This window comes from Arthrobacter sp. 24S4-2 (assembly GCF_005280255.1).
In the GTDB taxonomy this organism is placed as follows: domain Bacteria; phylum Actinomycetota; class Actinomycetes; order Actinomycetales; family Micrococcaceae; genus Arthrobacter.
The window spans coordinates 1-25,279 of record NZ_CP040018.1 but is presented as its reverse complement, the minus strand read 5'-3'; the positions used below and the strand labels follow the sequence as shown (position 1 = coordinate 25,279).

Here is a 25,279-nt window from a genome sequence, read left to right as displayed (position 1 = left end):
GTGCCGGACTCACCCCGTATCCCGTTGCACAGAGAGGACAGCCTCCCAGTGAATACCCAGCGCGTCCTCAACGGACGGTATGAACTCGGTGAGCTGATCGGCCGCGGCGGCATGGCTGACGTGCACCGCGGCGTTGATACCCGGCTGGGCCGGACAGTGGCCATCAAGCTGCTCCGGCCGGACCTTGCCCGGGATCCGCAGTTCCAGGCGCGGTTCAAGCGCGAGGCCCAGGCCGTGGCAGCGCTGAACCATCCCTCGATCGTTGCCATCTACGACACCGGTGACCACGCGGTTCCGGGGGGTCCGGAGGACACCGTCCGGGTGCCCTACATTGTGATGGAGTTCGTATCCGGAAAGACCCTCAGGGATCTCATCCGCGCGAAGGAAGTCACCATCGACCATGCCATCGACTTCATCCTCGGCGTACTCTCCGCCCTTGAGTACAGCCACCGGGCGGGCATCGTCCACCGGGATATCAAGCCGGCAAATGTAATGGTCTGCGAAGACTCGGTGACCATCAAGGTGATGGATTTTGGCATTGCCCGGGCCATGGCCGATTCGTCGGCCACCATGACCCAGACCCAGGCAGTAGTGGGAACAGCGCAGTACCTCTCGCCGGAACAGGCGCGGGGCGAAACTGTGGACGCCCGCAGCGACCTGTACTCCGCTGCATGCCTGCTGTACGAAATGCTGACGGGTCGTCCGCCGTTCGTCGGCGACAGTCCGGTCTCCGTGGCCTACCAGCACGTCCGTGAGATCGCGGAACCGGCCGGCAGCCTCAACCCGGACGTGTCAGAAGCCCTGGACAGCGTCCTCTCGAAAGCTTTGCAGAAAAACCGTGCCGACCGCTTCCAGGATGCGGCCGCCTTCCAGCGCGCCCTCCGGGCGGCCCGCAGCGGCGTCCCCGTCCCCGACGTGGCGGCAGGTGAAGCAGCCACGGAACCCAACAACACGGTACCTGCCACGGAGCGCACGGCCCAGGCTGCCCCCTATTCGCTCACGGGTGCAAGCTTCCTCGACGATGCACCGAGCGGCAGGCTGCGGCCCGTCCAGGACACTCTAGGCGATGACCGGGCCCTGCCCGCCCTGGTTTACGAACCCTCCGAAGCCAGCGATCTTCCCCTTGGGCTCCCGCCCGAACGTGAGCGTACACCGCGGCAGAAGTCCCGCCGCCGGACGTGGATTGCCACCCTGGTGATTTTCACGCTGCTGGTCCTCGCCGGCGGTGGCCTCTGGCTCTACAACATCATGAACCAACCGCCGCCCGCCGTGGCGAAGGTCCTGGTCCCGCCCGTGGCGTCACTGACGGAAACTGAGGCCCTGCAGAAGCTCTACAACGCCCGGCTAAGCCCACAGATCACCAGGCTGCAGCATGACACCATCGCCAAGGGAACGGCCATCGGCACGGTGCCAGCGGCAGGTACATCCATGGAAGCCGAGTCGAAGGTGACGCTGAACATCTCCGATGGGCCGAGCGCCGTCAAGATCCCGGACAACCTGCCGGGCCGCACGGAAGCGGCGGCCCGGGATGTCCTGCGGCAGATCGGCCTTGCCGGCGCCCCTGGCACCACGATGGCGAACAGCGCCAGCGTGCCGGCGGGAATCGTCATCACCACCAAACCCGCCCCAGGCGACACAGTCCCGATCGGAAGCACCGTGGAAATCGTTGTGTCAACGGGCAAGGTGGCCATGCCCGAACTCCGCGGCCTGCCGCGTGCGGAAGCTGAGGCTGCCCTCAAGAACCTCGGCCTGGGCATGTCGGTGAAAGAAGTTGAGAACTCCGAAGTGGAGCCCGGGAAGGTCACGGAGCAAAGCGACGCCGTCAACGCGCTGGTGGAGCAGGGCAAGACCATCAACGTGATCATTGCCAAGGCCCCAGCGCCCAGCCCCACCCCGACTCCCACGCCTACGGCGACCGATCCGAGCAAGGACCGCGGTTAGCCTTCGCTGCGGCGCACTGTTGGACCCTAGTGCTGGATCAGCGGACTCAGTTTCGCGGCGCGCTCGGCGGCACCTTCCATGCCGAGTGATTCCAGCCAGTTCCCGAGCATCTGGTAGCCGCCCTCTGTGAGGACTGACTCCGGGTGGAACTGCACGCCGCAGAGTGGTGCCGTCCGGTGCTGCAATCCCATGATCACGCCGTTGGCCGTCTGGGCCGTTATTTCCAGGATGTCCGGGATGGTCTCCCGGACCGCAGCCAAAGAGTGGTAGCGCGTGGCGGTGACGGGGGAGGGGAGGCCGGCGAAGACACTGGCGCCCTGGTGCTCCACGAGGGAGGTCTTTCCGTGCATCAGCTCAGGTGCGTGGGTCACGGTGGCGCCGTAGGCCTCAGCCAGGGCTTGGTGTCCCAGGCAGACGCCGAACATGGGCTTGTTGTGGCTGCCGCACCATTTGATCAGTTCGATGCAGACGCCGGCCTCCGCCGGGGTGCCGGGTCCTGGCGAGACGAGGACGCCGTCGCGCGCTTCCGTCATCTCGATCGCCTCCGCGAGGGTGACGTCGTCGTTGCGGACCACCGTTGTCTCGGCGCCCAGTTCCTGGAGGTACCCCACCAGGGTGTAAACAAAGCTGTCGTAGTTGTCTACGACCAGGATCTTGGTGCTCATTGTTGAGTTACTGAACCAATCGTTGAGTCGGTGAACTGGGTGAACTGTGACATCCAGGGGAAGAGAAACTGAACCATCAGTATTAGCGCGCAGGCCAGCAGTGCCAGCGAGGTGACAATCCTGAGCCACAGCGGGCCTGGCAAGTGGCGGAAAATCCATCCATACATGGCGTCAGCCCTTCCCAAGCGCTTTGGCCACCTGGGCCGCTATTTCCGCCGGAGGGCCTGCCGAGGCCGGCTGCCAGTGGTCCAGGATCGAGTAGGCAATGATCCGTTCCTGGGAGCCGAAGCGCGGATTGCAGCTGGTCATGGTGAGGTAGCCTTCCGTGGGCTGGGCTGCAGGCTGGGTGGGCACGGGGAGCAGCACATCGGTGGCGGATGGAAGCACGATCTGGTTGTTGCGGAACACATAGACGTAAAAGCCGTCCTTGGTCTGGACGTAGATCTTGTCTCCGGGGACCAGGGTGTGGATGTTGTCCAGGACCGCTCCGTGTGTCTGGCGGTGCCCGGCGACGGCAAAGTTGCCCGTTGCCCCCGGCATGGCCGTCTCGCTGTAGTGGCCGAGCCCCAGTGTGTCCAGGACATCCGTGGAGGTCCCCTGGACGATGGGCCGGGTGTAGTCCGCGCCGAAGCGGGGGATGTACATGATGCCGATGGTGCCGCCGTGCCCTGGCGCTTCGGCGATCTTTGGCGGACCATAGTCGGGCGGCGCGGCGGGGGTGGGATCCGGGGCCACTGGCGCGGCGGAACCGCCCAGGTCCTGGGCGAAATTCCTGATGACCTCGCTCTGCTTCGCATCGGACTCGACGTTCGTCCACCACAGCTGCCAAGCGACGAAGAGGAGCAGGATCACGCCCAGCGTGATCAGCAGCTCGCCGACGATCTGGACGAGCTTGCGGAGAACCCCGACGCCGCGGGCCGGCACAGCCGCGGTCGTCTCCTTCTCCAGCAACACCACGTGTTCTCCTCAATTGGCAGCTTGGGCGGGCACCGGTGTGTCCTGAACTACAGCTAGAATTGGCTGCTAGTAAGAATTCAGACCTGAGCAAGGGCCCCACACCGCCGGCATTTCCTTCTTGCAGGATACCAAGCCGGAGGCTCCGCCTTTGATTCAGCCCGACGAGGAGGACCCGTGCCCGAGTCAAAGCCACGAAAGAAGACTGCCGCTTCGGAAACGCCGGCTTCTGCATCGCAGGCATATAAACCCAACGCGGTGTGGTTCAAGCCCGTCATGTTCGGACTGATGATCATTGGGTTGCTATGGATCATTACGTTTTACATCAGTGAAGGCGCCCTGCCCGTGAAGGCCTGGGAATCATGGAACATCGTGGCCGGATTCGGCATTGCGATCGTAGGGTTCCTGATGACCACCCGCTGGCGCTCCTAGCCGCCGGCCTTCCACCCTGACCGCCCCCAGGGCGGGCACCCAGCTTCATACATAAGGGTCGGACCGGCACAGTGTGCCGGTCCGACCCTTCTTATATGGCTGGTGGTGTTCAGTCCTAGTCCGGGTTGATCACGTGGATGGCCAGGTCCTGGCCGGCATCCGACGTTACAGAAATCTCCACCCCGTGCCCTGCCACCTTGACGCTTCCATAGGGATTGTCGGCGCTGTAGTAGGCAAGCGGATCACTGTCCTTGAAGACTCCGATCGGTGCACTGCCCACGGCGCAGGCGTCAGCTGAGCTGATGCCCGGATTGCGCTTGGTGCCGGTCTGCACTTCCTTCGCAAGGCACAGAGGATCAGTTGTTTCCAGCCCGAACGTCGCGTCAAACGGCTGCCGGCTATTGCCGGGCATAGTGCCGTCGGCCCATTTGAAGGGTGTGGGCCGGGCATCGACCGGCAGCGCGGAGCCGGCTCCCGGGTGGGCCGAAACGTTGTTGTCCGCATAGGAATCGTCGATGTACCAGACCAGCATGCCGTTCTGGTACTTGAAGAAATCAACCCAGTTCGGGGCCGTGATGCCCTTGGTGAAGGCGTAGGGTCCTTCCGCAAGCGTGGCGTCAAAGCCCACATACTCACGGTTTTCCACGAGGTAGTACTGCTCGGTGGTGCGGGTGACCGAGCCGGTACTCAGTTGCCATTGACCGGTGGCAAGCCACTGCCCCTGGCCGGACTCGACGTCGTCGCCAAGGACTGCGGTCTTTCCGGCCGCTATCTTCACGTCGTCAACGAAGGCACCCGGGTTATGGACGCCCCCGTCGGTCTGGTACCTGAAGCGAAACAGCGATGCGAGGCCGGCGGCGTCATACGCGTAGCGCACCTGCCCCCACCCGGCTGCGCCGCTGAGCGCGCGGCCCGCAGACTTCCAGGTCTTGCCGCCGTCAGTGGAATATTCACCGTAGAGGAAGTCGTAATTCTCCTCGATGTCGTACCAGGTGTTGGCCGTTACGGTCACCCGCGACTGCGGCGGGACGGCATGGGTCAGGGATTCATTGAGGTTGTCCTCGCTGCCCGTCCACCACGCCTTCGTCCCCGAGGCGGCGGCTGTGTAGTCCGCGGTGGTTGTCTTGTCCGGAAGGTTGACCCGCACGGCCTGGTCCTTGCCCTCAACTTGAAGCTGGGACGGATTCAGGACAAAGTCTCCGGTCGAACCTGCCTCCACTGTGCTGTGTTCCAGCCAACCGAGGAAGAGCTTTTCTTCGGGTCCCATCAGGCCCGGGGTCGTGCCGATTCCGTCGTTGGCCGCAGAACCGTGGCCCAACCAGGATCCTGAGCTCATGAGGGTCCAGAACGCGGTGCTGTTGGTCGCGGCGCCCGTGGTGTCGTAGAAGTCCGGCAGTCCGAGGTCATGGCCGAACTCGTGCGCGAACACGCCGACGCCGCCATTTTCTGGTTCTGTGGTGTAGTCACCCAGCCAGTATTTGGATGATCCGATCCGGGTTCCGCCGGAAAGGTTCCCGTCAGGCCCGGCGGAGCCGAACTGGTCGCCGTAGGCGTACCAGCGGTGGGACCAGATGGCGTCCTCGCCCAGGGCGCCGCCTCCGCCTTCCTCGCCCTCGCCTGCGTGGACTGCCTGGAAGTGGTCGATGTAGCCGTCGGATTCATCGAAGTTGCCGTCGTTGTCGAAGTCATAGCGGTCCCACACATCGAACTGGGCAAGGTACGCGTCAATTTCCGCCGGGGTCTTGCCGGCTGCCAGTTGGGAATTCCACCAGGCGTTGCCGGAGTCCCGGACAAATGCCCATGAACCGCCCGTGTCCTCGGTGGCGTTGTCGCCGTAGAAGGATCCGTTGTTCGGCACCCTGACCCAGTCCGTCACGGTATTCGTTACGGAATACTTGCCATTTGAAACTGCCTCGTAGTACCCCTTCATCGATTCGCCGCCGCCGTTGAAAAGTTCTCCGTAGTAGGCCGGGCTGAAATCCTGGGTCCACAGGGTGGTGTTGTCCACCGAACGGTCAGGTGCCGCGATCGAATTGTGCAGCGGACCCGGCGCCGTTCCGAACCGGCCTGAGCCCTGGTCGCCGAACTCCGCCAGTATGGTGAAGATCTTGTCCTGTTTGGTGCTTTGGATTTCCGCGAACTTATCCTCGGCCAACTGGACTACGCCGTCGTCGTTGGCTTTGGCCTGGCCCCTGGCCACCTTGTCAATTGCCGCCTTGCGCTTTTCAACGAGTTCCTTGGTCCGCGGTCCCGGCCGGTTGTCCTGCCGTATTGCTGCTTCGGCACCCGTTGACCCGTCGTCGGCGGGTGGTGCGGCTACGGCCGGGGCCTGGATGGTGAGCATCCCGAGCACGACCCCCGCGACGGCCGCCACCGCAATTTTGGTTTTCCTCACACGCACCTCCCAGTGTTTTGTGATCAGAGCCACAGCATAATATGAGAGTCCGCCTTCGGCTATGAACTTCGCGACGTCGGAAGCATGTCCTGTCCTGGTCGCTAAATATGCTGGAGGCAGCAACACCGCGCAGGAAAGCTAAGGAACTCAGATGACCCCGGATGAACACGGCACCATTGTCGGCACCGACGGCCTTGCCCGCCCGCCATGGGCAGCCGTTGACCCCATGCTCCAGGAGTACTACGACACCGAATGGGGAATGCCGGTCCGGGACGAACAGGGGCTGTTTGAACGTATCAGTCTGGAGGCCTTCCAGGCCGGGCTCTCCTGGGCAACCATCCTGCGTAAGCGCCCGGCGTTCCGTGCGGCATTCCATGACTTCCAGCCGGATATCGTGGCCGCGTTCACCGAAGAAGACGTGGAGCGGCTGCTCCTCGACGCAGGCATTGTCCGGAACAGACTGAAGATCCGGGCTGCCATTACCAACGCCCAAGCCACCATCGCCCTGCGGCGAGAAGGCGGACTGGTGGATTTTGTCTGGAGCTTCCAGCCGCCTGCGACCCCTCAACCCCAAACGCATGCCGAGATTCCCACCACCTCGGCTGAATCCATCGCCCTGTCCAAGGCACTGCGCAGCAAGGGGTTCGCTTTCGTCGGCCCCACCACCATGTACGCGCTCATGGAAGCGATCGGCATGATCGACACCCATTTGGTGGACAGCCACCGCCGCGGTTCATCGGGCGTCTGGGTGGCACCGGCCTGAAGTTATCACCAGCACTGTGGGGAAAGTTATCCACAATGTTGAAAAGTCCGGACAGCCTGAATGTCTTGTTCGGCGGCTCAGGGCCCTTCACGGAACACCGTTCGAGCTCAATCACGTGCTTGTAAGTTATTAACACTGTGGATTGCCTGTGGATAACGCTTCTGCCACGTCGAAGTGGGCGAAGTTCCGGCCAGTTCGGGCTTTCTGCCGGACATAACGGACCCGACGTCCGCTTCTGTGGGCGCAAGGGGAAACTGGCACTGAGTTATCCACTTAAGAACAGCGCTATCCCCAGAAGTTATCCACAGGTGGGGATAAGCTGGGGGTTATTTCTGCCGAACCCGTCCTGCTGAGGCTCTGTGACAGCGAACCGCCGCGTATTCGTGCGGCGCGACGACTTATTAACACTGTGCATAACGTGTTGACGATCCGGCCGCTGTCCGCACTCTTTCCACAAATGACACCCGTCTACTGACCCAAATGGATGGATGCGGAGCCGAGCGGCTCCAGCGGGTCCGCAATTCGCGGCGTGCCCCAACCAGGGGTCGGGGGTCGCACCCGATCAATGGGTCAGACCCCGCAACCGCCGGGGCAGCAAAGTTGTCCACTTAACCACAGGCCAGCGGAATAAAGTTATCCACAGATGTGGATAGAAAACGGGAGGCAGCACCCATAATCGCCTGTTGGCACGGACAGGACATGGAAGCATTGCTGAACTACAACCATGTAAGTTACCAACAATGTGGATAACCGCTGTGGAAAACTTCCAGACGGCAACTTCCGGAAGCGGTCAGCCCCTGGTTACCGCGGTGAGTCACCGCGACTTCGGGCCGCGGCAACGTCAGTCGCGGGGATGGCTCCGGACACGCCAACGGGGAACAGGAACCGCCATGTGCCGAGTTTGGGGCCCCTGCGGAACTGATGCGGCGTCACGGCCGAGCGTCGTGGATGAGATGTCGTCGGGCGCGTTAGCGCGCCCGGGAGAGGGGTGCACGGGCTGAACGAAAGGGGGGCTTGGGCTAGCGGGGGGCCGGGCAAGAGGCCCCATCAGGGCCAGGCAAGCCTAGGTGCTGGCCATCCTGAACCAAGTGGCGGCGACCAGGAGGGCGAGGACCAGTATCAGGCCGGCCGCCTGCCAAAGCCCGCGGCGTGCGCCATGCGGGGCGTAGGCAATGGCGGCGGCGCAGGCAGCGCCGGTGACCAGGCCGCCAAGGTGCGCCTGCCAGGCGATCTGGGGAACGATGAAGCCAATGGCACCGTTGATGGCGATCAGCACCCACAGTTGCCGCGTGTCGCCGCCGCGGTGCCGCTGGACCACCAGCATCGCCCCGAAGAGGCCAAAAATGGCGCCCGAGGCACCCACGACGCCGGTCAGCGGCTGGCCAGGGACGTAGGTGGACGTCAGGAGGAGAAAGCCCACGGAGCCGCCAAACGCGGAAATCAGATACACAGCGAGGAACCGGATGCGACCGAGGAGCGGCTCCAGCGCCTGCCCGAAGATCCACAGCGTGTACATGTTCAGGACAATGTGCAGGATGAAGCCCTGCGAATGAAGGAAGGCCGAAGTCAGCATCCGCCAGGGTTCGAATACTCCGAACTCGGGGGACGCATAGACCGAGGCGAAGGCCAGGTTCTGGTAGATTCCGTCGTTGGGGATCAGCCACTGCAGCACATAGAGAAGGGCACAAACGGCGATGATCCCGAACGTCACCAGGGGCCGGCCGGCAACGGCGGTGCCGCCGTAGACGGTCTTCGCTGCCGGCGTCGTACGTTTTGTTTCGTTGACGCAGTCAATGCATTGGAACCCGACGGCGGCCGCCCGCTGGCATTCCGGGCATGCCGGGCGCCCGCAACGCTGGCACCGGACGTAGGAAGGCCTGTCCGGGTGCCGGGGGCACACCGGAATCTGCGCGGACGGCTCAGCCGCCGGAATTCCGTAGCTCATGGAGTGTTAGAGCTGTTCGATGTCGATGCTGTTGATGACAACGTCCTCAACCGGACGGTCGCCCATGCCGGTGCGGACACCTTCAATGGCGTCGACAACCTTCTTGGATTCTTCGTCCGCAACCTCGCCGAAGATGCTGTGCTTGCCCTGAAGCCAGTCGGTGGGGATGGTGGTGATGAAGAACTGCGAGCCGTTGGTGCCCTTGCCCATCTGGATGCCGGCGTTGGCCATGGCCAGCTTGTACGGCTGGTTGAAGGTCAGCTCGGGGTGGATTTCGTCGTCGAACTTGTAGCCCGGTCCGCCGACACCGCGGCCCAGGGGATCTCCGGCCTGGATCATGAAGTCCTTGATGATGCGGTGGAAGATGGTGCCGTTGTACAGGGGGGTTCCGGTCTTGTCCTCACCGCTTTCCGGGTGGGTCCAGGCCTGCTCGCCGGTGGCCAGTCCGACGAAGTTCTTGACCGTCTTGGGCGCGTGGTTGCCGAAGAGGTTGACGACGATGTCGCCCAGGCTGGTGTGGATGGTTGCTTTTGCTGTTGCGATGGCAGTCATAGGCCCATTGTTCCATGTCGGGCTATGGCGCAGGAGGCCTGCCGGGCAGTTCCGCGCTAGGTGAAATCCGGCCAAAATCCTTGTGAAGAATAGCCGGTGCGATCCAATCCACGTAGGCTAACCACAGAACCGTCACATTAATCGGGAGGTAGTTGTGAAGAAATCGGATCGTATTGCCCGTGACCTGGAGCACTCAGTCAGCAGCGCGGTAGAGAACGCCAAGGATTGGGCAACCCCCCGCGTAGAAGCAGCCGTGGACTGGGCGGTTCCCCGCCTGCAGCACGGCATTGACACCGCTTCCCCGAAGATTCAGGAAGGGCTCAAGTCCGCGGCCCACAACCTTGCCGACGGCGTCGCCATCGTTACGCCGCGGATCCAGGACGGTCTGGCTCACCTCGCACCGAAGATCCATGACGCTGTGGACAATGCCGCCCCGCGCCTCCACGAGGCATTGGACAAGGCCACCCCGGTGATTTCCCAGGCCCGCGACCGTGTTGTGGTGGAGTACCTGCCCCGGCTCTCGGACCAGATCGGCCAGGCTTCGGAGGTAGTGCACCGCACGCTCGAAAGCGCCCCGGCCCATGTGGATGCCGTCGCACAGAAGCTTGCTGATTCGGGCGTGGTGCATTCCATCCAGGATCAGGCCCAGGCCGCTGGCCACCAGCTCAAGGCTGCTGCAGCCGAAGCCACCCGCGTTGTCACCGGGGAAGTGGCCAAGCCGCAGAAGCCCAAGCACCGCGGACTGCTGATCTTCGGTGTGATCGCTGCCGCGGTTGCCGCCGGCGTGGCCGCTTGGAAGGCTTCCAAGCCCGTGGAGGATCCCTGGAAGACTCCGGCGCCTGTAACGCCGGCACCGGTTCCCGCGACCAGCGTGAATGACGTCAATGCGGTGGCCAAGGACGCTGCGGCGACCGCCGGCGAGAAGACCGTCGACGCAGCGGACGCTGCTGCTGACGCTTCCGACGCCGCCGCCGAAAAGGCCGCGGATGCTGTTGAGGACGCCAAGGACGAGGCAGCCAAGGTTGCCACGGACGCCAAGACTGCCGTGAAAAACATCGCTTCCAGCATGAACAACGGCGCCGCCAAGGCAACCGAGAAGTAGAACAGGCCGTCACAGCACGGAACTGGAACAGATGGGCTCCGCAATGCGGGGCCCATCTGTTGTTTTCCGGACCTTCACCCACCGTCCCGGGTCGCGGTGCATATCGGTGCTAAATTTGAGGTGATGTCACCCGATAGATCCCCCGAGAATGCCTCGCACAACGCTGCGCTAATGCCGGGCGTATCCATCGTCATCCCGGCATACAACGAAGAAAGCGTCATCAGGCAGTGCCTCATCGCGGCTGTTTACCAGTCGGTGCCGGCCGCGGAGATCATCGTTGTGGACAACATGTCCATAGACCGTACGGCCGAGATCGTGCGGCAGATGCAGCTTGAATACCCGGAGAGCCCAATCATCCTGCTCAGCCAGGACCGCGACCAGGGCCTCATCCCAACGCGTAATTTCGGCCTTAACCACGCCACGGGCGAAGTTCTCGGCAGAATCGATGCCGACTCAGTGGTGGAACCTGACTGGGTGGAACAGGTCCAGAAGGCCTTCTTTGACCCCTCCGTCCAGGCAGCAACAGGCCCGGTGGTGTATTACGACATGCCGATGCGCCGCTTCGGGCTCAAGGCGGACGACAAGATGCGTCAGCTGATGCTCAAGCTGGCCAAACACCAGTACCATTTCCTTTTCGGCTCCAATATGGCGCTGCGCCGCTCCGCCTGGGAAACCATCCGGGACGAGACCTGCCGGGATGAGAAGGACGAAATGCATGAGGACATCGATTTGTCCCTGCATCTGGCTGACCATGACCTCCGCGTGCAGTACTGGCCGCAGATGGTGTCGGGGATGTCGGCCCGCCGGCTTGAGGACTCGCCCCGCGACTACCGGTACTACGTCACCAGGTTTGACCGCACCTACAAGGCTCACAACGTCAAGAAGATGGCCCTCAAGGCGCCTATGGTGGTGTTCTTCTCCGTGTATTTCCCGGCCAAGCTGCTGCGAGCCATCCACACCGTAAACTCGGCCCAGCCTGCCCGCCGGGGCGGCCAGTAACTGCTGCCTGGCGTGCCTGTACCGTCGGCACTTTCCCGCCGGGCGTCAGTCCGTTCCCAGCTCCGCCAGCTTTGTCGTTCCCGGGTATCCGGGCTTTTGGCGCCGCTGGCCCGCCACCACGACGGCGAGTCCCACGAGTATCAGCCCGAGTCCGGCATACGTGCCGGCGGGAAGGGTCTCGCCCAGGAACAGCGCGGCCAGCAGCGCAGCGCCCGGGATCTCCAGGAGGATGATCATGGACACCAGCAGCGGGCTCATGGTGGCCAGCAGGTGATTGAAGGCTGTGTGTCCCACCAACTGGGCACAAACAGTGATTGCAAGGATCCCCAGCCAGCCCGCAGCCTCGAAGCCCGCCAGCGGCTGGTTGGAGCCCAGCGCCAGTACCGCCACCACCGCGGCGCACATGCCGTAGCAGAGCGTCGTGTAGGTGCCCGTGCCCATGGTTTCCCTGGCTTTGCCGCCTGCCAGCGTATAGAGGCCGGCGAGGGCGCCTCCTGCCACGGCCAGCAGGTCACCCGGCAGCGCATCCGGTGAGGTGCCCATGTCGAACCCGGTGATGGCCACCACGCCGCCGAAGGCCATGCCCAGGCCCACCAGCACCTGCCAGCGGTGGCGCACTCCGCGGAACAGCTGGAAAACCGCGATCCAGCCTGACTGAAGGCACACGAGCGCAGTGGCTGCCGCTACCGAGGTGAGCTGGAGGGAGGTGATGAAGCAGGCGAAGTGAAAGGCCAGGGCAACGGCCGCCAGCAGCGACCACCGGAAGTCCCTCGCAGTGAGCCTGCTGAACTGCCGGGGATCCCTCACCACCACCGGAGTGGCCATGACGGCCGCCCCGATCGCATTGCGCCAGAAGGCGATGGCGAGGGCACTGACAGTGGTGGCACCCAGGGTGGCGGCGATGAGGGGCCCGGACGAGGCCACGCCCAGCACGCCCAGGGTGGCGAGGAAGAAGTTCACTGACCCAACAGTAATGCTGCTCGCGGAATCGCAGCGCCATTTCTCCCGGACCATGGGCAGGCCGCCGGCACAGTGTCCTTGACGCTGGAATACGCAGTGCCAGTCTTAAGCTTCGGTCTCATGCGACGGCGAAGAAGTGGACGGTCCCGGCGGCTTCGGCATCATTCCGCCAGGGCACGACGCCTGGGTGTTGGGCGATGAGCCCTGCGTCTTAATCGACTGGCAGGGCATGGACGACTACGCCAAGCGTAAGGAATGAGTGCAAAGCAAAGGCCCCGGACTGCGTTTCCGCATTCCGGGGCCTTTCTTATGGTGGAGGCACGGGGACTCGAACCCCGAACCCCCTGCTTGCAAAGCAGGTGCGCTACCAATTGCGCCATGCCCCCATAAGAAGCAACCCGTCAATCATACCCTAGTTCCGGAACGCGTCTTACCAGCGTCCAGACCGGGAATCCGGACTATTCGACCGTGTCAGTCGATTCGCTCCAGACCGCTTTCCGGGCTTCGGACTCCTGCACCTTCTTGTAGAGCAGAGCGCCTGCGATTGCCATTGCCACAAACAGCAACTTCTTCACATGCACCCCGTTCCGGTCCGGATTACCCGGGCCATTTCCAAAACCTGTGCAGGTTCCGTGGGCGTACCAGGACTTGAACCTGGGACCTCTTCGTTATCAGCGAAGCGCTCTAACCGCCTGAGCTATACGCCCCGATGCCTCATCGGGCCGAGACATGACTTTACAGCACATCCCGGCCCGATCTCAAATCGAGGCATTTTGCGGGTGGATTTCCGGCAAAATTCTTTGTCCTAGTCGTCCGTCAGGGTCACGCCGATGCCCCCGACGAGGGTGGCGGAAATGTTGTACAGCACAGCCGACAGCATGGACAGTGCCGTCAGCAGCACAACGTTGACCACCGCGATGATGACTGCAAAGGAGGCCACCTGGCCCAGGGACGCGACCTTCTTCAGTTCGAATCCGCCGCCCTCGGAGCCGGCCAGGGTTCCGAGCAGGCTGTCCACCTGGTCAAAGATGCCCGTGAGGTCCAGGACGGTCCACAGCACGATGGCCGCCACCACGGTGACAATGCCAAGGGCCACGGACAGCAGGAACGCCATCTTCAGCACGGACCAGGGGTCCACCTTGCTGACCAGGAGCCGCGCCCGCCGGACCTTGGCCTTGGGTGCAGGCTTGACCAGTCCCGCGGCGGCCTGGCCCGGGCGCTGCCCGGGAACGCCGGGACGCTGGCCCTGGGGCGGCTGGGCAGGGCGCTGGCCCTGTGCCGGACGCTGACCGGGGACCACGGGGCGCTGGCCCGGCGCACTCGGCGTAGACGGCCTCTGCTGGGGACGTACGGGGGCGTTCACGCGCGGAGCGGACGCCGGCTGCCTGATCCCGCCGGGAGTGTTGCTGTTCGGCTTGGGATATGAGTCGGAATTACTCACTCGTTACCTCCGGTATTTTCTTCGTCCAGCTCAGGGTCGTCCAATGACTCGTCGGACTCCACGGCCGGTGCTGAATCTGCCTCTGCGGACCCGCTATGTGATCCGGCACCTTCAGCCAACGTTACGTCATCCGCGGCCGTAGCCGGGCTTTCGCTCGGGTTTTCCGGGTCGGAGGCTTCGGCCTCCTCGCCTTCCAAGCCACGTTCGCTGTTCCGTGCGACCTCGATGATGCGGTCGTTCTTGTCGGGCTTGGCGAAGATGACACCCATGGTGTCGCGGCCCTTGGCCGGCACACCGGCCACCGAGGACCGGACCACCTTGCCGCCTTCCATGACCACCAGGACTTCGTCCTCTTCCTGGACGATCAGGGCGCCCACCAGGTGGCCCCGCTCTTCCTGGTACTTGCCCACTTTGATTCCGAGTCCGCCGCGGCCCTGGAGGCGGTATTCCTCCACTGCCGTGCGCTTGGCGTACCCGCCTTCGGTGACAATGAAGACGAACGAGCCATCCTTGACCACATCCGCAGCGAGCAGTTCATCATCCTCGCGGAACTTCATGCCCGTCACACCGGACGTCGCGCGGCCCATCGGGCGCAATGCGTCGTCGGTGGCCGTGAAACGGATGGACTGGCCCATCCGCGACACCAGCATGAGGTCGTCGGTCTCCGAAACGAGCTGGGCGGAGACCAGTTCATCGCCGTCGCGCAGGTTGATGGCAATAACGCCGGCCGAACGGTTGGTGTCGTAGTCCTCCAGGCGGGTTTTCTTGACCAGGCCGCGCTTGGTGGCCAGCACCAGGTACGGGGCGTGCTGGTAGTCGCGGAGGTCCAGTACCTGGGCGATGTGCTCGTCCGGCTGGAATGCCAGCAGGTTGGCGACGTGCTGGCCCTTGGCGTCACGCCCCGCTTCCACGAGTTCGTAGGCCTTGGCACGGTAGACGCGGCCCAGGTTGGTGAAGAACAGCAGCCAATGATGCGTTGTGGTGACGAAGAAATGCTCCACGACGTCGTCCCCGCGCAGCTGGGCACCCTTGATGCCCTTGCCACCGCGCTGCTGGGAGCGGTAGTTGTCGCTCCGCGTGCGCTTGACGTAGCCGCCGCGGGTGATGGTGACCACCATTTCCTCTTCAGGAATGAGATCTTCCATGGACATGTCACCGTCGAAGCCCATCAGGATCTTCGTGCGGCGGTCATCGCCGTGCTTGGCGACGATTTCGGAAAGTTCAGTGCTGATAATCTCGCGCTGGCGCTCTTCCGAGGCCAGGATCGAGTTGTACTCGGCAATCAGGGCTTCCAGTTCCGCGTGCCGGTCCTGGATCTTCTGGCGTTCCAGGGCGGCGAGCCGGCGAAGCTGCATGTCCAGGATGGCACGCGCCTGAAGTTCATCGATATCCAGCAGCTGCATCAGGCCGTCGCGCGCCGCTTCGGTGGTGTTGGAGGCGCGGATGAGGGCAATAACCTCGTCCAGCATGTCCAAAGCCTTGAGGAGGGCGCGCAGGATGTGTGCTTCCTCTTCCGCCTTGCGCAGGCGGTAGCGGGTCCGGCGTGCAATGACGTCCATCTGGTGGGTGACCCAGTGCCGGATGAAGGCATCCAGGCTGAGGGTCCTCGGGACACCGTCAACGATCGCCAGCATGTTGGCCGCGAAGTTGTCCTGCAGCTGGGTGTGCTTGTAGAGGTTGTTAAGCACCACCTTGGCCACGGCGTCGCGCTTGAGCACAATGACCAGGCGCTGGCCGGTGCGGCCGGATGTCTCATCACGCAGGTCGGCGATGCCCGAGATCTTCCCGTCCTTGACGAGTTCGGCAATCTTGATGGCCAGGTTGTCCGGGTTGGCCTGGTACGGAAGCTCGGTAACCACCAGGCAGGTGCGGCCCTGGAGTTCCTCCACGTTGACCACCGCGCGCATGGTGATGGAACCGCGCCCGGTGCGGTAGGCGTCTTCGATGCCCTTGTGTCCCAGAATGGTCGCGCCGGTCGGGAAGTCCGGGCCCTTAATGCGGAGCAACAGTTCTTCGAGCAGCTCTTCCCGGCTGGCTGTCGGGTTGGCCAGGTACCACTGCACGCCGTCGGCTACCTCGCGGAGGTTGTGCGGCGGAATGTTGGTTGCCATGCCGACGGCGATGCCCGAGGAGCCGTTGACCAGCAGGTTGGGGAAGCGCGCCGGCAGGATGGTGGGTTCCTGGTTCTTGCCGTCGTAGTTGTCCTGGAAGTCGACGGTCTCCTCGTCGATGTCGCGGACCATTTCCATGGCAAGCGGCGCCATCTTCGTTTCGGTGTAACGCGGCGCGGCGGCGCCGTCGTTACCGGGAGAACCGAAGTTTCCCTGTCCCAGCGCCAGCGGGTAGCGCATGGTCCAGTCCTGGATCAGTCGGACCAGGGCATCGTAGATGGCCGTGTCGCCGTGCGGGTGGTACTGGCCCATGACCTCGCCCACCACGCGGGCGCACTTGTTGAACGAGCGGTCCGGGCGGTAGCCGCCGTCGAACATCGCGTAGAGCACGCGGCGGTGGACGGGCTTGAGGCCATCACGGACGTCCGGCAGCGCACGGCCGACGATAACGGCCATGGCGTAGTCCAGGTAGGAGCGCTGCATTTCCGTCTGCAGGTCCACCTGCTCCACGCGATCGACCAGTACGTCGCCCTCAAGGACGGGCTCGGCGGGACCGGCGGGCTCGCCGGGAACCTCGGGTGTTTCGTCACTCATAGTCTATATTTTCCGTTTCAGGTATATGTCGAATCAAGAATATTCGGGCTGGCCAATGGCCCTCTAGATATCCAGGAACCTGACATCCTTGGCGTTCTGCTGAATGAAATTACGGCGGGATTCAACGTCCTCGCCCATCAGCACGGTGAAGATCTGGTCCGCCGCGAGGGCATCATCCATGGTGACCTGGAGGAGGGTCCGGTGGTCCGGATCCATGGTGGTGTCCCACAGTTCCGTGTAGTCCATCTCGCCGAGACCCTTGTAGCGCTGAATGCCGTTGTCCTTGGGGATGCGGCGCCCTGCGGCCTGGCCCGCCACGAGCCTGGCGTCGCGTTCGCGGTCGCTGTAGACGTAGTCGTGCGGAGCATTGGACCACTTGATCCGGTACAGCGGCGGCTGGGCAAGGTATACGTAGCCGTTTTCAATCAGCGGGCGCATGTAACGGAACAGGAGCGTCATCAGGAGTGTGGTGATGTGCTGGCCGTCAACGTCAGCATCGGCCATCAGGACGATCTTGTGGTAGCGGAGCTTGCTGAGGTCGAAGTCCTCGCCGATGCCCGTGCCGAAAGCGGTGATCATGGACTGGACCTCGTTGTTGCCGAGGGCCTTGTCCAGCCGCGCCCGCTCCACGTTCAGGATCTTGCCGCGAAGCGGCAAAATGGCCTGCGTTTCCGGGTTGCGGCCGCGCTTGGCCGAACCGCCGGCGGAGTCACCCTCCACAATGTAGACCTCACACTTGGCGGGATCCTTCGAGGAGCAGTCAGACAGCTTGCCCGGCATGCCGAAGGACTCCAGCGGGCTCTTGCGCCGGGCGTTGTCGCGGGCCTTGCGGGCCGCCATCCTGGCCTGGGCCGCAGAAATGGCCTTGCGGATAACATCGCGTGCCGGGCCGGGGTTGCGTTCAAGCCAGTCACCCAGGCCATCCGTGACCACGCGCTGGACGAAGCCCTTGACCTCGGAGTTGCCGAGTTTGGTTTTGGTCTGGCCTTCGAACTGCGGTTCGGCCAGCTTCACGGAAATGACGGCGGTGAGGCCCTCGCGGATGTCATCACCGGTGAGGTTGTCGTCTTTTTCCTTGATGATGTTCTTTTCGCGCGCATAGCGGTTGATGAGCGAAGTCATGGCGGCGCGGAAGCCCTCTTCGTGGGTGCCGCCCTCGTGCGTGTTGATGGTGTTGGCATAGGTGTGGACGCTTTCGGAATACGCGTTGGTCCACTGCATCGCCATTTCCAGGGCGATTTTCCGTTCCGTGTCCTCGGTTTCGAAGGCGATGACGTCCTCGTGGACCACGTCAACCTTCTTGCCGGAGTTCAGGTGCTTCACGTAGTCCAGCAGGCCGTCGTCGTACTGGTACACCACGGTGCGGTATTCCGCTGCGACTTCGCCTTCGGTGGGAACGGCGTCGAGGTCCAGATCCTCGTCTTCCGAGTCTTCCTGGGCCACGCGGCGTTCGTCGGTGAGGGTGATGCGCAGCCCCTTGTTCAGGAACGCCATCTGCTGGAAGCGCGCACGGAGCGTCTCGAAGTCGAATTCAGTGGATTCGAAGATGCTGGCGTCCGGGTAGAACGTTTGGGTGGTTCCGGTCTGGTCCGTCTCATCACCCTGGACCAGGCCGCCTTGGGGCTTGCCGCCATCGGCGAAGGACATCCGCCAGACGTGGCCCTGGCGCCGGACTTCTGTGTCCACCCTGCTGGAAAGTGCGTTGACCACGGAGATGCCCACGCCGTGGAGGCCGCCGGAAACGGCATAACCGCCGCCGCCGAACTTGCCGCCGGCGTGCAGGATGGTCATTACCACCTCAACCGTGGGCTTGTGCTCGGTGGGGTGCATGTCTACCGGGATGCCGCGGCCGTCGTCAACCACTTTGACTCCGCCGTCAGCCTGGAGAACAATCTCGATGTGGGTGCAGTACCCGGCCAGGGCCTCATCGACGGAGTTGTCCACCACTTCATACACGAGGTGGTGCAGCCCGCGGGGCCCGGTGGACCCGATGTACATGCCGGGCCGTTTGCGGACGGCCTCGAGTCCTTCAAGGACAGTGATGTCACTGGCGCCGTATCCCTTGCGTTCGGCGGGCTCCGCCGGCGCATCAGTTGCACGGGCATCCCCAGCTGCGGGTTGCACTGCCAGGACATCTGCATTGTCGTTAGCCACAGGCGCTCTCGACTCCTCTGTATTCGTTTGGCCGGCCGTTACCGTCTCCGATGGAAGCGGCTCCCGCCAACAGGCACGTCGCTGATCGCGCCGACTACTTCGGTGACTGGCGGAACCGTACCCCGGCCGCAGGAAATGCGCCGAAAAACGGACTCAGTCAACGTTTCACCGGCGCCCAGTTATCTACCCCGATTCTACCGTGTGGGAGAGCGTAATCCCGCATTCCAGGCCCGCAAACGCGGACGAAAGTGGCGCTGGCTGGCCATTGGCTCTACCTGCAAGGCTCCAGCGGTCCGGTCTCCGGGTTCCTATACGGTCCCGGGGCGTTCGAGCGTCCTACACGCCGTTTGGCCATTTTTCAATAGTAGGCGAAGCCGGACGGCGGGATAGCGCCGGCCATCATCGCAAACCGCTATCCGTACGTGTCGCGGGGACCTCGGCCGTTGACGGTCCGTCCGCCCTTCCGCCAGCTAGGCGCCGCCGGGCCCAGCACCTGGATCTTGGTGACTACGCCCTCGCCCAGCTCGGTCCGGAATTTTTCGAGGAGGCTGAAACTGAGCAGCCGGAGCTGGGTGGCCCAGGCCGTGGAATCGCACCGTACATGAAGGGTGGTGTCCGTGAAGCTTTCAGGAGTGCAGTGCGCCGAGATTTCCGGACCCACCAGGGTACTCCACTCCGCCATCACGGAACCGACGGCAACCGGAGAGGTCCAGCCGCGTTCTGCGACAAGCCGTCCCACTACCTTGCCCAGGCCCAGCGGATCGCGGCCGGTGCCGTGGAACTGGGTGAAGCCGCGGGTTCCGGCGCTGCGCCCGGGCTTCTTGGCTCCGCTTGCGGGCGGCGGGTACTTGCGGCGGATTTCACCCCGGGCGGCCGCCGCTTCCCGCATCCGGTTGAGGGCTGCCTGGGGAGCATCAATGTCGTCGGGATCGCGGCCAGGCTGCAGCCCACCGCCGGTGTCCTTATTCATTGGGATTCCGACTCATCGATTCCTCCCGGGATGACCTTCACCCGCCGCCCGGTCAGTTCCTCCGGAATATCGGCGTCGACGGCGGCGGTCACCAGCACCTGTTCGGCGCCGGATACTATTGCCGCCAGTTTACGCCGACGCTGGACGTCGAGTTCGGCAAACACATCGTCAAGGATCAGAATCGGGGCGGACCCGCCGGTGCGGGCGTCGTCGAGCATTACGTAGTAGGACGCAAGCCGCAGGGAAAGGCACATGGACCACGTTTCGCCGTGGGAGGCATACCCTTTCGCCGGTGCCTCGCCGAGGATGAGTTCCACATCGTCGCGGTGCGGGCCGACCAGCGATATGCCACGCTCCAGTTCCTTGCGGCGGGACGCCGCGAAAGCCTGCACATAGCGTTCGGTCAGCTCATCGACGGACAGCATGCGGAGGTCCTCACCGCGTCCGACGGCGGAGGGGCCGGCAGCGTAACCGGCGCCGTCGCCGTCGTCGTCCAGCAGGTCCTGGAGGGTGGACCGGTAGATGGCATCCGCTTCCTTCGACCCGTCGGTCAGCTGCGCATAGGCCTTGTTCAGGTGCGGCCGCAGCCGTTCCACGAGTTCAAGCCGGGCGTGCAGCAGCTCGGCACCGGCGCGGGCCATGTGCTGGTCCCACACGTCCAGGGTTGCCTCATGCCCGGAGGTGAACTTTCCGGCGCGGCCTGATTTCAGCAGGGCATTGCGCTGCTTCAGGACGCGGTCGTAATCACTGCGGGTGGCCGAATGGCGGGGCATGAGGCTGACCAGCAGCTCGTCGAGGAAGCGCCGGCGGTTGGAAGGATCGCCCTTCACCAAGGCAAGATCCTCCGGCGCAAAGAGCACCGTCTGGCAAATTCCAAGGATGTCCCGTGCCCGTACAGGGTTGCTGCGGTTTATCCGCCCGCGGTTGGCCCGGGTGGCGTTAATTTCCAGCTCCAGCACCGTTGACTGCTCACCACGGACCAGCTTGGCCCGGATCAGGGCACGCTCGGTCCCGAACCGCAGGAGCGGGGCATCCGTGCTCACCCTGTGCGAGCTGAGCGTGGCCAGGTAACCGATGGCCTCCATGAGGTTGGTCTTACCGATGCCGTTGTATCCCACCAGCACCGTCACGCCGGGTTCGAGCGTGAGGTCCACCTGGGCATAACTGCGAAAATCGGTCAGTGAGAGCTTTTCTAGGTACACGCCGTCTTCAGGATTCCCGGACTGCTCGGATTGCCGCTACTTGGCCGGACGGGTGGCATGGCCGCCGAACTGATTCCGCAGGGCGGACACCATCTTCATGGCCGGCGAGTTGTCCTCGCGGGACGAGAACCGCGCAAACAAGGCTGCCGTGATGGCCGGGGCCGGAACCGCGTTGGCGATCGCTTCTTCAACGGTCCAACGGCCTTCGCCGGAATCTTCCACGTAGTCGTCGATCGAGGCCAGGCCCGGATCCTCGTCCAGGGCCTTGACCATGAGGTCCAGCAGCCAGGAGCGCACGACTGTGCCCTTCTGCCATGCACGGAATGTCCCGGGAAGGTCCGTGACGATGTCCTTGGCCGCGAGGAGTTCATAGCCCTCGGCGTAGGCCTGCATCAGCCCGTACTCGATGCCGTTGTGCACCATCTTGGCGTAGTGCCCCGCGCCGATTCCGCCGACATGGACAAAGCTGTCAGCCCGGTCGCCTTCGGGACGGAGCGCATCGAATGCCGGCATGGCACGTTCGATGTCGGCGGCATCGCCGCCGGCCATCAGGCCGTAGCCGTTCTGCAGTCCCCAGACACCGCCGGATACACCGCAGTCGGCGAAGCGGATGCCTTTTTCGGCCAGCGCGGCGCCGTGCTTCTGGTCCTCCGTGAAGCGGGAGTTGCCGCCGTCGATCACGAGGTCGCCGGCGTCGAGCTTGGATCCTAGTTCGGTGATCACGGCATCGGTGATGTCGCCGGCCGGGACCATGACCCAGATGACGCGCGGGGCGGGAACGGCCGCGATGAGGTCGTCAACCGTGGCGACGTCGGTGACGTCCGGATTTCGGTCAAAGCCCGTGACTTCGATTCCACCCTTGCGCAGTCTTTCGCGCATGTTGGAACCCATTTTTCCAAGGCCGATCAGTCCGATATGCACGGTAGGAACTCTTTTCTGCGCTGGTGTGGTGACGGGGCTGCGATTGGTGCCCAACTGGGTCGCAATAGATGTCGTTTTGGGTGCCCAAAACGACATCAGCTGCTACCTAGTTGGGCAGGCGCACCGGCATGACCAGGTACCGGTAGTCATCCTGGTCTTCGCCGTCGGCGTCGACCTGGGCGGTGATCATGGCGGGCTTGGGAGCGGTGGTGAAGGAGAACCGCACGTACTTCGTTTCGATGACGCTCAGGCCTTCGACAAGGTAGTGCGGGTTGAAGGCAACGGTGATCTCGTCTCCGGTCAGCTGCGCTTCAAGTTCTTCGGAGGCCTGGGCGTCCTCGCCGGTGCCGGCGTCGAGATGGAGTTGACCCTCGGTAAACGCAAGCCGCACGGGGGTGTTGCGCTCAGCAACGAGGGACACGCGCCGGACAGCCTCGACCAATTCCTGGGTCTGGACCGTGGCGTGAATCGGGGTGGCATCCGGGAACAGTGAACGGATCTTGGGGTAGTCGCCGTCTACCAGGAGCGAGGTTGTGGTGCGTCCGCCGCTCTCAAATCCGATCAGCCGGCTGTCGTCGTCTGCCAGGGCAAGGTTGATGTCACCGCTGTTGCCGAGCGTTTTGGCAACTTCGTTGAGGGTTTTGGCCTTGACCAGGGCGCTTGTGGAGATTCCCGGAGTGACTGGCTTCCAGGGCACTTCGCGCATCGCAAGGCGGTAGCGGTCCGTTGCCAGCAGGGTGATGAGGTCGTCCTCGATTTCCATGCGGACACCGGTGAGGATGGGCAGGGTGTCGTCCTTGCTGGCGGCAATGATCACCTGGGAGACGGCCTGGGCGAACGAGTCGCCCGGAACCGTGCCGCTGATGGTGGGTAGTGCGGGCAGCGGGGGGTATTCGGCCTCCGGCATGGTGGCGAGGTGGAAACTGCTGCGGCGGCAGGTAAGCGTGACTTTGTTGCCGTCGGTTTCGACTTCAACGGGAGCTGAGGGCAGGCTGCGGCAGATGTCCGCCAGGAGGCGGCCGGACACCAGGATGGTTCCTTCAACGCTGATGTCAGCCGGGATTTCGAGCCTGGCTGACGTTTCGTAGTCAAAACTCGAGAGGCTCACGGTGCCGGACTCGGCCTTGAGGAGGAGCCCGGAAAGCACCGGAACCGGCGGCCGCGGAGACAACGACCGGGCGGTCCATGTGACGGCTTCTGCCAGGACGTCCCGTTCGACTCTGAACTTCACGGAAGGGTGCCGCCTTTCATTGCTGCTGCCATTTTCTCAACGGGAACTCCCTCGGGGAGTTCAAAAAACCTTGCTCCCGGACACCGGAACCTGCATGGTCCGCGCTTGCTGAACCACAAACAGACCCAAGGATGGGAGCGCTGCTGACAGCTTAGCCGGAACATTGAGGATTTCCCCATCCCCGGGAAGGACGCTGGCCCTTCCGGGCCGAGGTCACGAGGCTGTGCGGGGTGGGGAACGAGATTGTTATTTGAGGGAATTTCAATTTTTTGGGATTAGTAGTGTTAATAACTGCTGTGGAAACTGTGGATAACCGTGTTTCACGGCACGATTCCGCGGTTAAGCCCTGTTCATCCGTTGTGGGCGAAGCAGGTTTTAAACAGGGTGTGGATGGGGACAACTTTTTTTGCCGTTTCGCTGATCCACAGATGGCTTAAGGGTTTTAAGCCCATTAAGCGCGGTTGTCCCCTTAACTGTCCACAGGCTTATCCACATGCGCCTGTTAATAAGGTAGGGAGTGGCGGCTCAGGAGTCCCGCTGCTGCTGCTTGATGCGGTTGGTCAGCTCCGTAACCTGGTTGTAGATCACACGGCGCTCGGCCATCAGTTCGCGGATCTTGCGGTCCGCGTGGATCACCGTGGTGTGGTCCCGGCCGCCGAGCTCCTGCCCGATCTTGGGAAGTGACATATCGGTCAGCTCGCGGCAGAGGTACATGGCGATCTGGCGCGCGGTCACCAGCGTGCGGGTCCTCGACTTGCTGCAGAGCTCTTCCATGCTGAGCTTGAAGTAGTCGGCCGTCTGGGTCAGGATCTGCGCGGAGGTGATTTCCTGGGCGCCGTCGTCCGTGATGAGGTCCTTGAGCACCATTTCGGCCAGGGCCACATCCACCGGCTGGCGGTTCAGGCTGGCGAAGGCAGTGACCCGGATGAGGGCGCCCTCGAGTTCGCGGATGTTGCTGGAGATCTTGGACGCGATGTACTCCAGGGCGTCGTCCGGTGCCGACAGGCCTTCGCTGAGGGCCTTCTTCCGGAGGATCGCGATCCGGGTTTCCAGTTCCGGTGGCTGGATGTCAGTCAGCAGGCCCCATTCGAAGCGCGACTTCATCCTGTCCTCGAACCCGGCCAACAGCTTGGGCGGCTGGTCGGACGTGATGACCACCTGTTTGTTGTTGTTGTGCAGCGCGTTGAAGGTGTGGAAGAACTCCTCCAGCGTCCGGTCCTTACCGGCCAGGAACTGGATGTCATCGATCAGCAGCACATCGACGTTCCGGTAGGTGGTCTTGAAGCTCGTGCCCTCGTCGTCCCGGATGGAGTTGATGAAGTCGTTGGTGAATTCTTCGGAGTTCACGTAGCGGACCCGGATTCCGCTGTAGAGGCGCCGGGCGTAGTGTCCGATCGCGTGCAGCAGGTGCGTCTTGCCCAGGCCGGAATCGCCATAGATGAACAGCGGGTTGTAGGCCTTGGCCGGTGCCTCGGCAACGGCGACGGCAGCCGCGTGCGCGAACCGGTTCGAGGAACCGATCACGAACGTGTCGAAGACGTACTTCGGGTTTAGTCGGCCAAATTCGTGGGAAGTGCTAGGCAGCATAGGCTGCGGCTTCTGTTCCACCGTGGGATCGGTGGCGAGGGAAAGTTCGACGGCGGGTTCCGGCTCCGTGTGGAGGGGCACCAGATCGGTGTCGACGTCGATGGCGCAGCGGATGTCGTCGGAGAAGACGCTGTGCAGGGCGTCATCGAGGGCTTCCTTGACCTGGGTCTGCAGGACTTCGCGGGTGAGTTCGTTGGGCACGGCCACCAAGAGGGTGGATCCGATCAGTCCCTGCGCCTGGGCGAGGATTACGAAGCCGCGCTGCCGGGGTGAAACCCGGTGGTCCTGCTCCAGGAGGCTCACAACCCGCCGCCAGGAACTTCCGACAGTATTCGCGTGGTTGGCTTCGTCTACTGTCAT

At 63.4% G+C, this 25,279-nt stretch carries 20 protein-coding genes and 2 tRNA genes; 5 read left to right on the top strand and 17 right to left on the bottom strand.

Going from position 1 to position 25,279, the window contains the following annotated elements:
- The first annotated feature begins 48 nt into the window (after positions 1-48).
- Positions 49-1,941 (top strand): Stk1 family PASTA domain-containing Ser/Thr kinase, encoded by a 1,893-nt coding sequence (gene pknB / locus FCN77_RS00110; RefSeq protein WP_254678766.1) that lies wholly within the window; start codon positions 49-51, stop codon positions 1,939-1,941.
- A 26-nt stretch (positions 1,942-1,967) separates the two neighbouring features.
- On the opposite strand, the gene FCN77_RS00105 is transcribed toward pknB, so the two are convergent.
- Both FCN77_RS00105 and FCN77_RS00100 read right to left on the bottom strand, forming a co-directional pair.
- Entirely contained in the window at positions 1,968-2,606 is a 639-nt protein-coding gene (locus FCN77_RS00105) for an aminodeoxychorismate/anthranilate synthase component II (RefSeq protein ID WP_137320598.1), read from the bottom strand.
- 171 nt (positions 2,607-2,777) lie between these two features.
- Positions 2,778-3,563, bottom strand: coding sequence for a class E sortase (locus FCN77_RS00100; protein WP_137320597.1), 786 nt, complete (start codon positions 3,561-3,563; stop codon positions 2,778-2,780).
- 174 nt (positions 3,564-3,737) lie between these two features.
- Between FCN77_RS00100 and FCN77_RS00095 the strand changes: the two genes are divergently transcribed.
- Positions 3,738-3,992 carry a cell division protein CrgA gene (locus FCN77_RS00095; protein ID WP_137320596.1) on the top strand — a complete coding sequence of 85 codons (255 nt, stop codon included), beginning with the start codon at positions 3,738-3,740 and terminating at the stop codon, positions 3,990-3,992.
- Positions 3,993-4,107: 115 nt separating this feature from the next.
- On the opposite strand, the gene FCN77_RS00090 is transcribed toward FCN77_RS00095, so the two are convergent.
- Positions 4,108-6,387 carry an immune inhibitor A domain-containing protein gene (locus tag FCN77_RS00090; protein WP_137320595.1) on the bottom strand — a complete coding sequence of 760 codons (2,280 nt, stop codon included), beginning with the start codon at positions 6,385-6,387 and terminating at the stop codon, positions 4,108-4,110.
- Between the two features lie 151 nt (positions 6,388-6,538).
- Here FCN77_RS00090 and FCN77_RS00085 point away from each other — a divergent pair, with 151 nt between their 5' ends.
- On the top strand, positions 6,539-7,150 hold the full coding sequence (locus FCN77_RS00085; RefSeq protein ID WP_137320594.1) for a DNA-3-methyladenine glycosylase I: 612 nt from the start codon (positions 6,539-6,541) through the stop codon (positions 7,148-7,150).
- 1,063 nt (positions 7,151-8,213) lie between these two features.
- Here FCN77_RS00085 and FCN77_RS00080 read toward each other — a convergent pair.
- Both FCN77_RS00080 and FCN77_RS00075 read right to left on the bottom strand, forming a co-directional pair.
- Positions 8,214-9,095, bottom strand: a complete 882-nt coding sequence (locus tag FCN77_RS00080) for a rhomboid family intramembrane serine protease (protein WP_137320593.1) — start codon at positions 9,093-9,095, stop codon at positions 8,214-8,216.
- Positions 9,096-9,101: 6 nt separating this feature from the next.
- Complete coding sequence (locus FCN77_RS00075; RefSeq protein WP_137320592.1) at positions 9,102-9,647, bottom strand: peptidylprolyl isomerase; 546 nt, start codon at positions 9,645-9,647, stop codon at positions 9,102-9,104.
- Between the two features lie 154 nt (positions 9,648-9,801).
- Here FCN77_RS00075 and FCN77_RS00070 point away from each other — a divergent pair, with 154 nt between their 5' ends.
- Positions 9,802-10,749 (top strand): hypothetical protein, encoded by a 948-nt coding sequence (locus FCN77_RS00070; RefSeq protein WP_137320591.1) that lies wholly within the window; start codon positions 9,802-9,804, stop codon positions 10,747-10,749.
- 123 nt (positions 10,750-10,872) lie between these two features.
- Positions 10,873-11,748, top strand: a complete 876-nt coding sequence (locus tag FCN77_RS00065; RefSeq protein ID WP_137320590.1) for a glycosyltransferase family 2 protein — start codon at positions 10,873-10,875, stop codon at positions 11,746-11,748.
- A 45-nt stretch (positions 11,749-11,793) separates the two neighbouring features.
- Here FCN77_RS00065 and FCN77_RS00060 read toward each other — a convergent pair whose 3' ends face one another.
- The 12 genes from FCN77_RS00060 to dnaA all read right to left on the bottom strand — a co-directional run bounded on the left by FCN77_RS00060 (position 11,794) and on the right by dnaA (position 25,279).
- Complete coding sequence (locus FCN77_RS00060) at positions 11,794-12,708, bottom strand: DMT family transporter (RefSeq protein WP_137320589.1); 915 nt, start codon at positions 12,706-12,708, stop codon at positions 11,794-11,796.
- Between the two features lie 310 nt (positions 12,709-13,018).
- A tRNA-Ala gene (locus tag FCN77_RS00050) sits at positions 13,019-13,094 on the bottom strand.
- Between the two features lie 72 nt (positions 13,095-13,166).
- Positions 13,167-13,283 carry a DLW-39 family protein gene (locus FCN77_RS26165; RefSeq protein WP_217496202.1) on the bottom strand — a complete coding sequence of 39 codons (117 nt, stop codon included), beginning with the start codon at positions 13,281-13,283 and terminating at the stop codon, positions 13,167-13,169.
- A gap of 58 nt (positions 13,284-13,341) precedes the next feature.
- Positions 13,342-13,415 (bottom strand) — tRNA-Ile (locus FCN77_RS00045).
- A gap of 98 nt (positions 13,416-13,513) precedes the next feature.
- Positions 13,514-14,149, bottom strand: a complete 636-nt coding sequence (locus FCN77_RS00040) for a DUF3566 domain-containing protein (protein WP_137320588.1) — start codon at positions 14,147-14,149, stop codon at positions 13,514-13,516.
- Entirely contained in the window at positions 14,146-16,854 is a 2,709-nt protein-coding gene (gyrA, locus tag FCN77_RS00035) for a DNA gyrase subunit A (protein ID WP_137320587.1), read from the bottom strand. Before gyrA ends, FCN77_RS00040 begins: the two co-directional genes overlap by 4 nt.
- A gap of 63 nt (positions 16,855-16,917) precedes the next feature.
- Positions 16,918-19,008, bottom strand: a complete 2,091-nt coding sequence (gene gyrB / locus FCN77_RS00030; RefSeq protein WP_137320586.1) for a DNA topoisomerase (ATP-hydrolyzing) subunit B — start codon at positions 19,006-19,008, stop codon at positions 16,918-16,920.
- Between the two features lie 412 nt (positions 19,009-19,420).
- Positions 19,421-19,978, bottom strand: a complete 558-nt coding sequence (locus FCN77_RS00025; RefSeq protein ID WP_137320585.1) for a DUF721 domain-containing protein — start codon at positions 19,976-19,978, stop codon at positions 19,421-19,423.
- A complete protein-coding gene (gene recF / locus FCN77_RS00020) occupies positions 19,975-21,180 on the bottom strand; it encodes a DNA replication/repair protein RecF (RefSeq protein WP_137320584.1) in 1,206 nt (401 codons plus the stop codon). The genes FCN77_RS00025 and recF overlap by 4 nt, the downstream gene beginning before the upstream one ends.
- 36 nt (positions 21,181-21,216) lie before the next feature.
- Positions 21,217-22,101 carry a phosphogluconate dehydrogenase (NAD(+)-dependent, decarboxylating) gene (gene gnd, locus FCN77_RS00015; protein ID WP_254678765.1) on the bottom strand — a complete coding sequence of 295 codons (885 nt, stop codon included), beginning with the start codon at positions 22,099-22,101 and terminating at the stop codon, positions 21,217-21,219.
- A gap of 106 nt (positions 22,102-22,207) precedes the next feature.
- Entirely contained in the window at positions 22,208-23,332 is a 1,125-nt protein-coding gene (gene dnaN, locus FCN77_RS00010; RefSeq protein ID WP_137320583.1) for a DNA polymerase III subunit beta, read from the bottom strand.
- A 525-nt stretch (positions 23,333-23,857) separates the two neighbouring features.
- A complete protein-coding gene (gene dnaA / locus FCN77_RS00005; protein WP_137320582.1) occupies positions 23,858-25,279 on the bottom strand; it encodes a chromosomal replication initiator protein DnaA in 1,422 nt (473 codons plus the stop codon).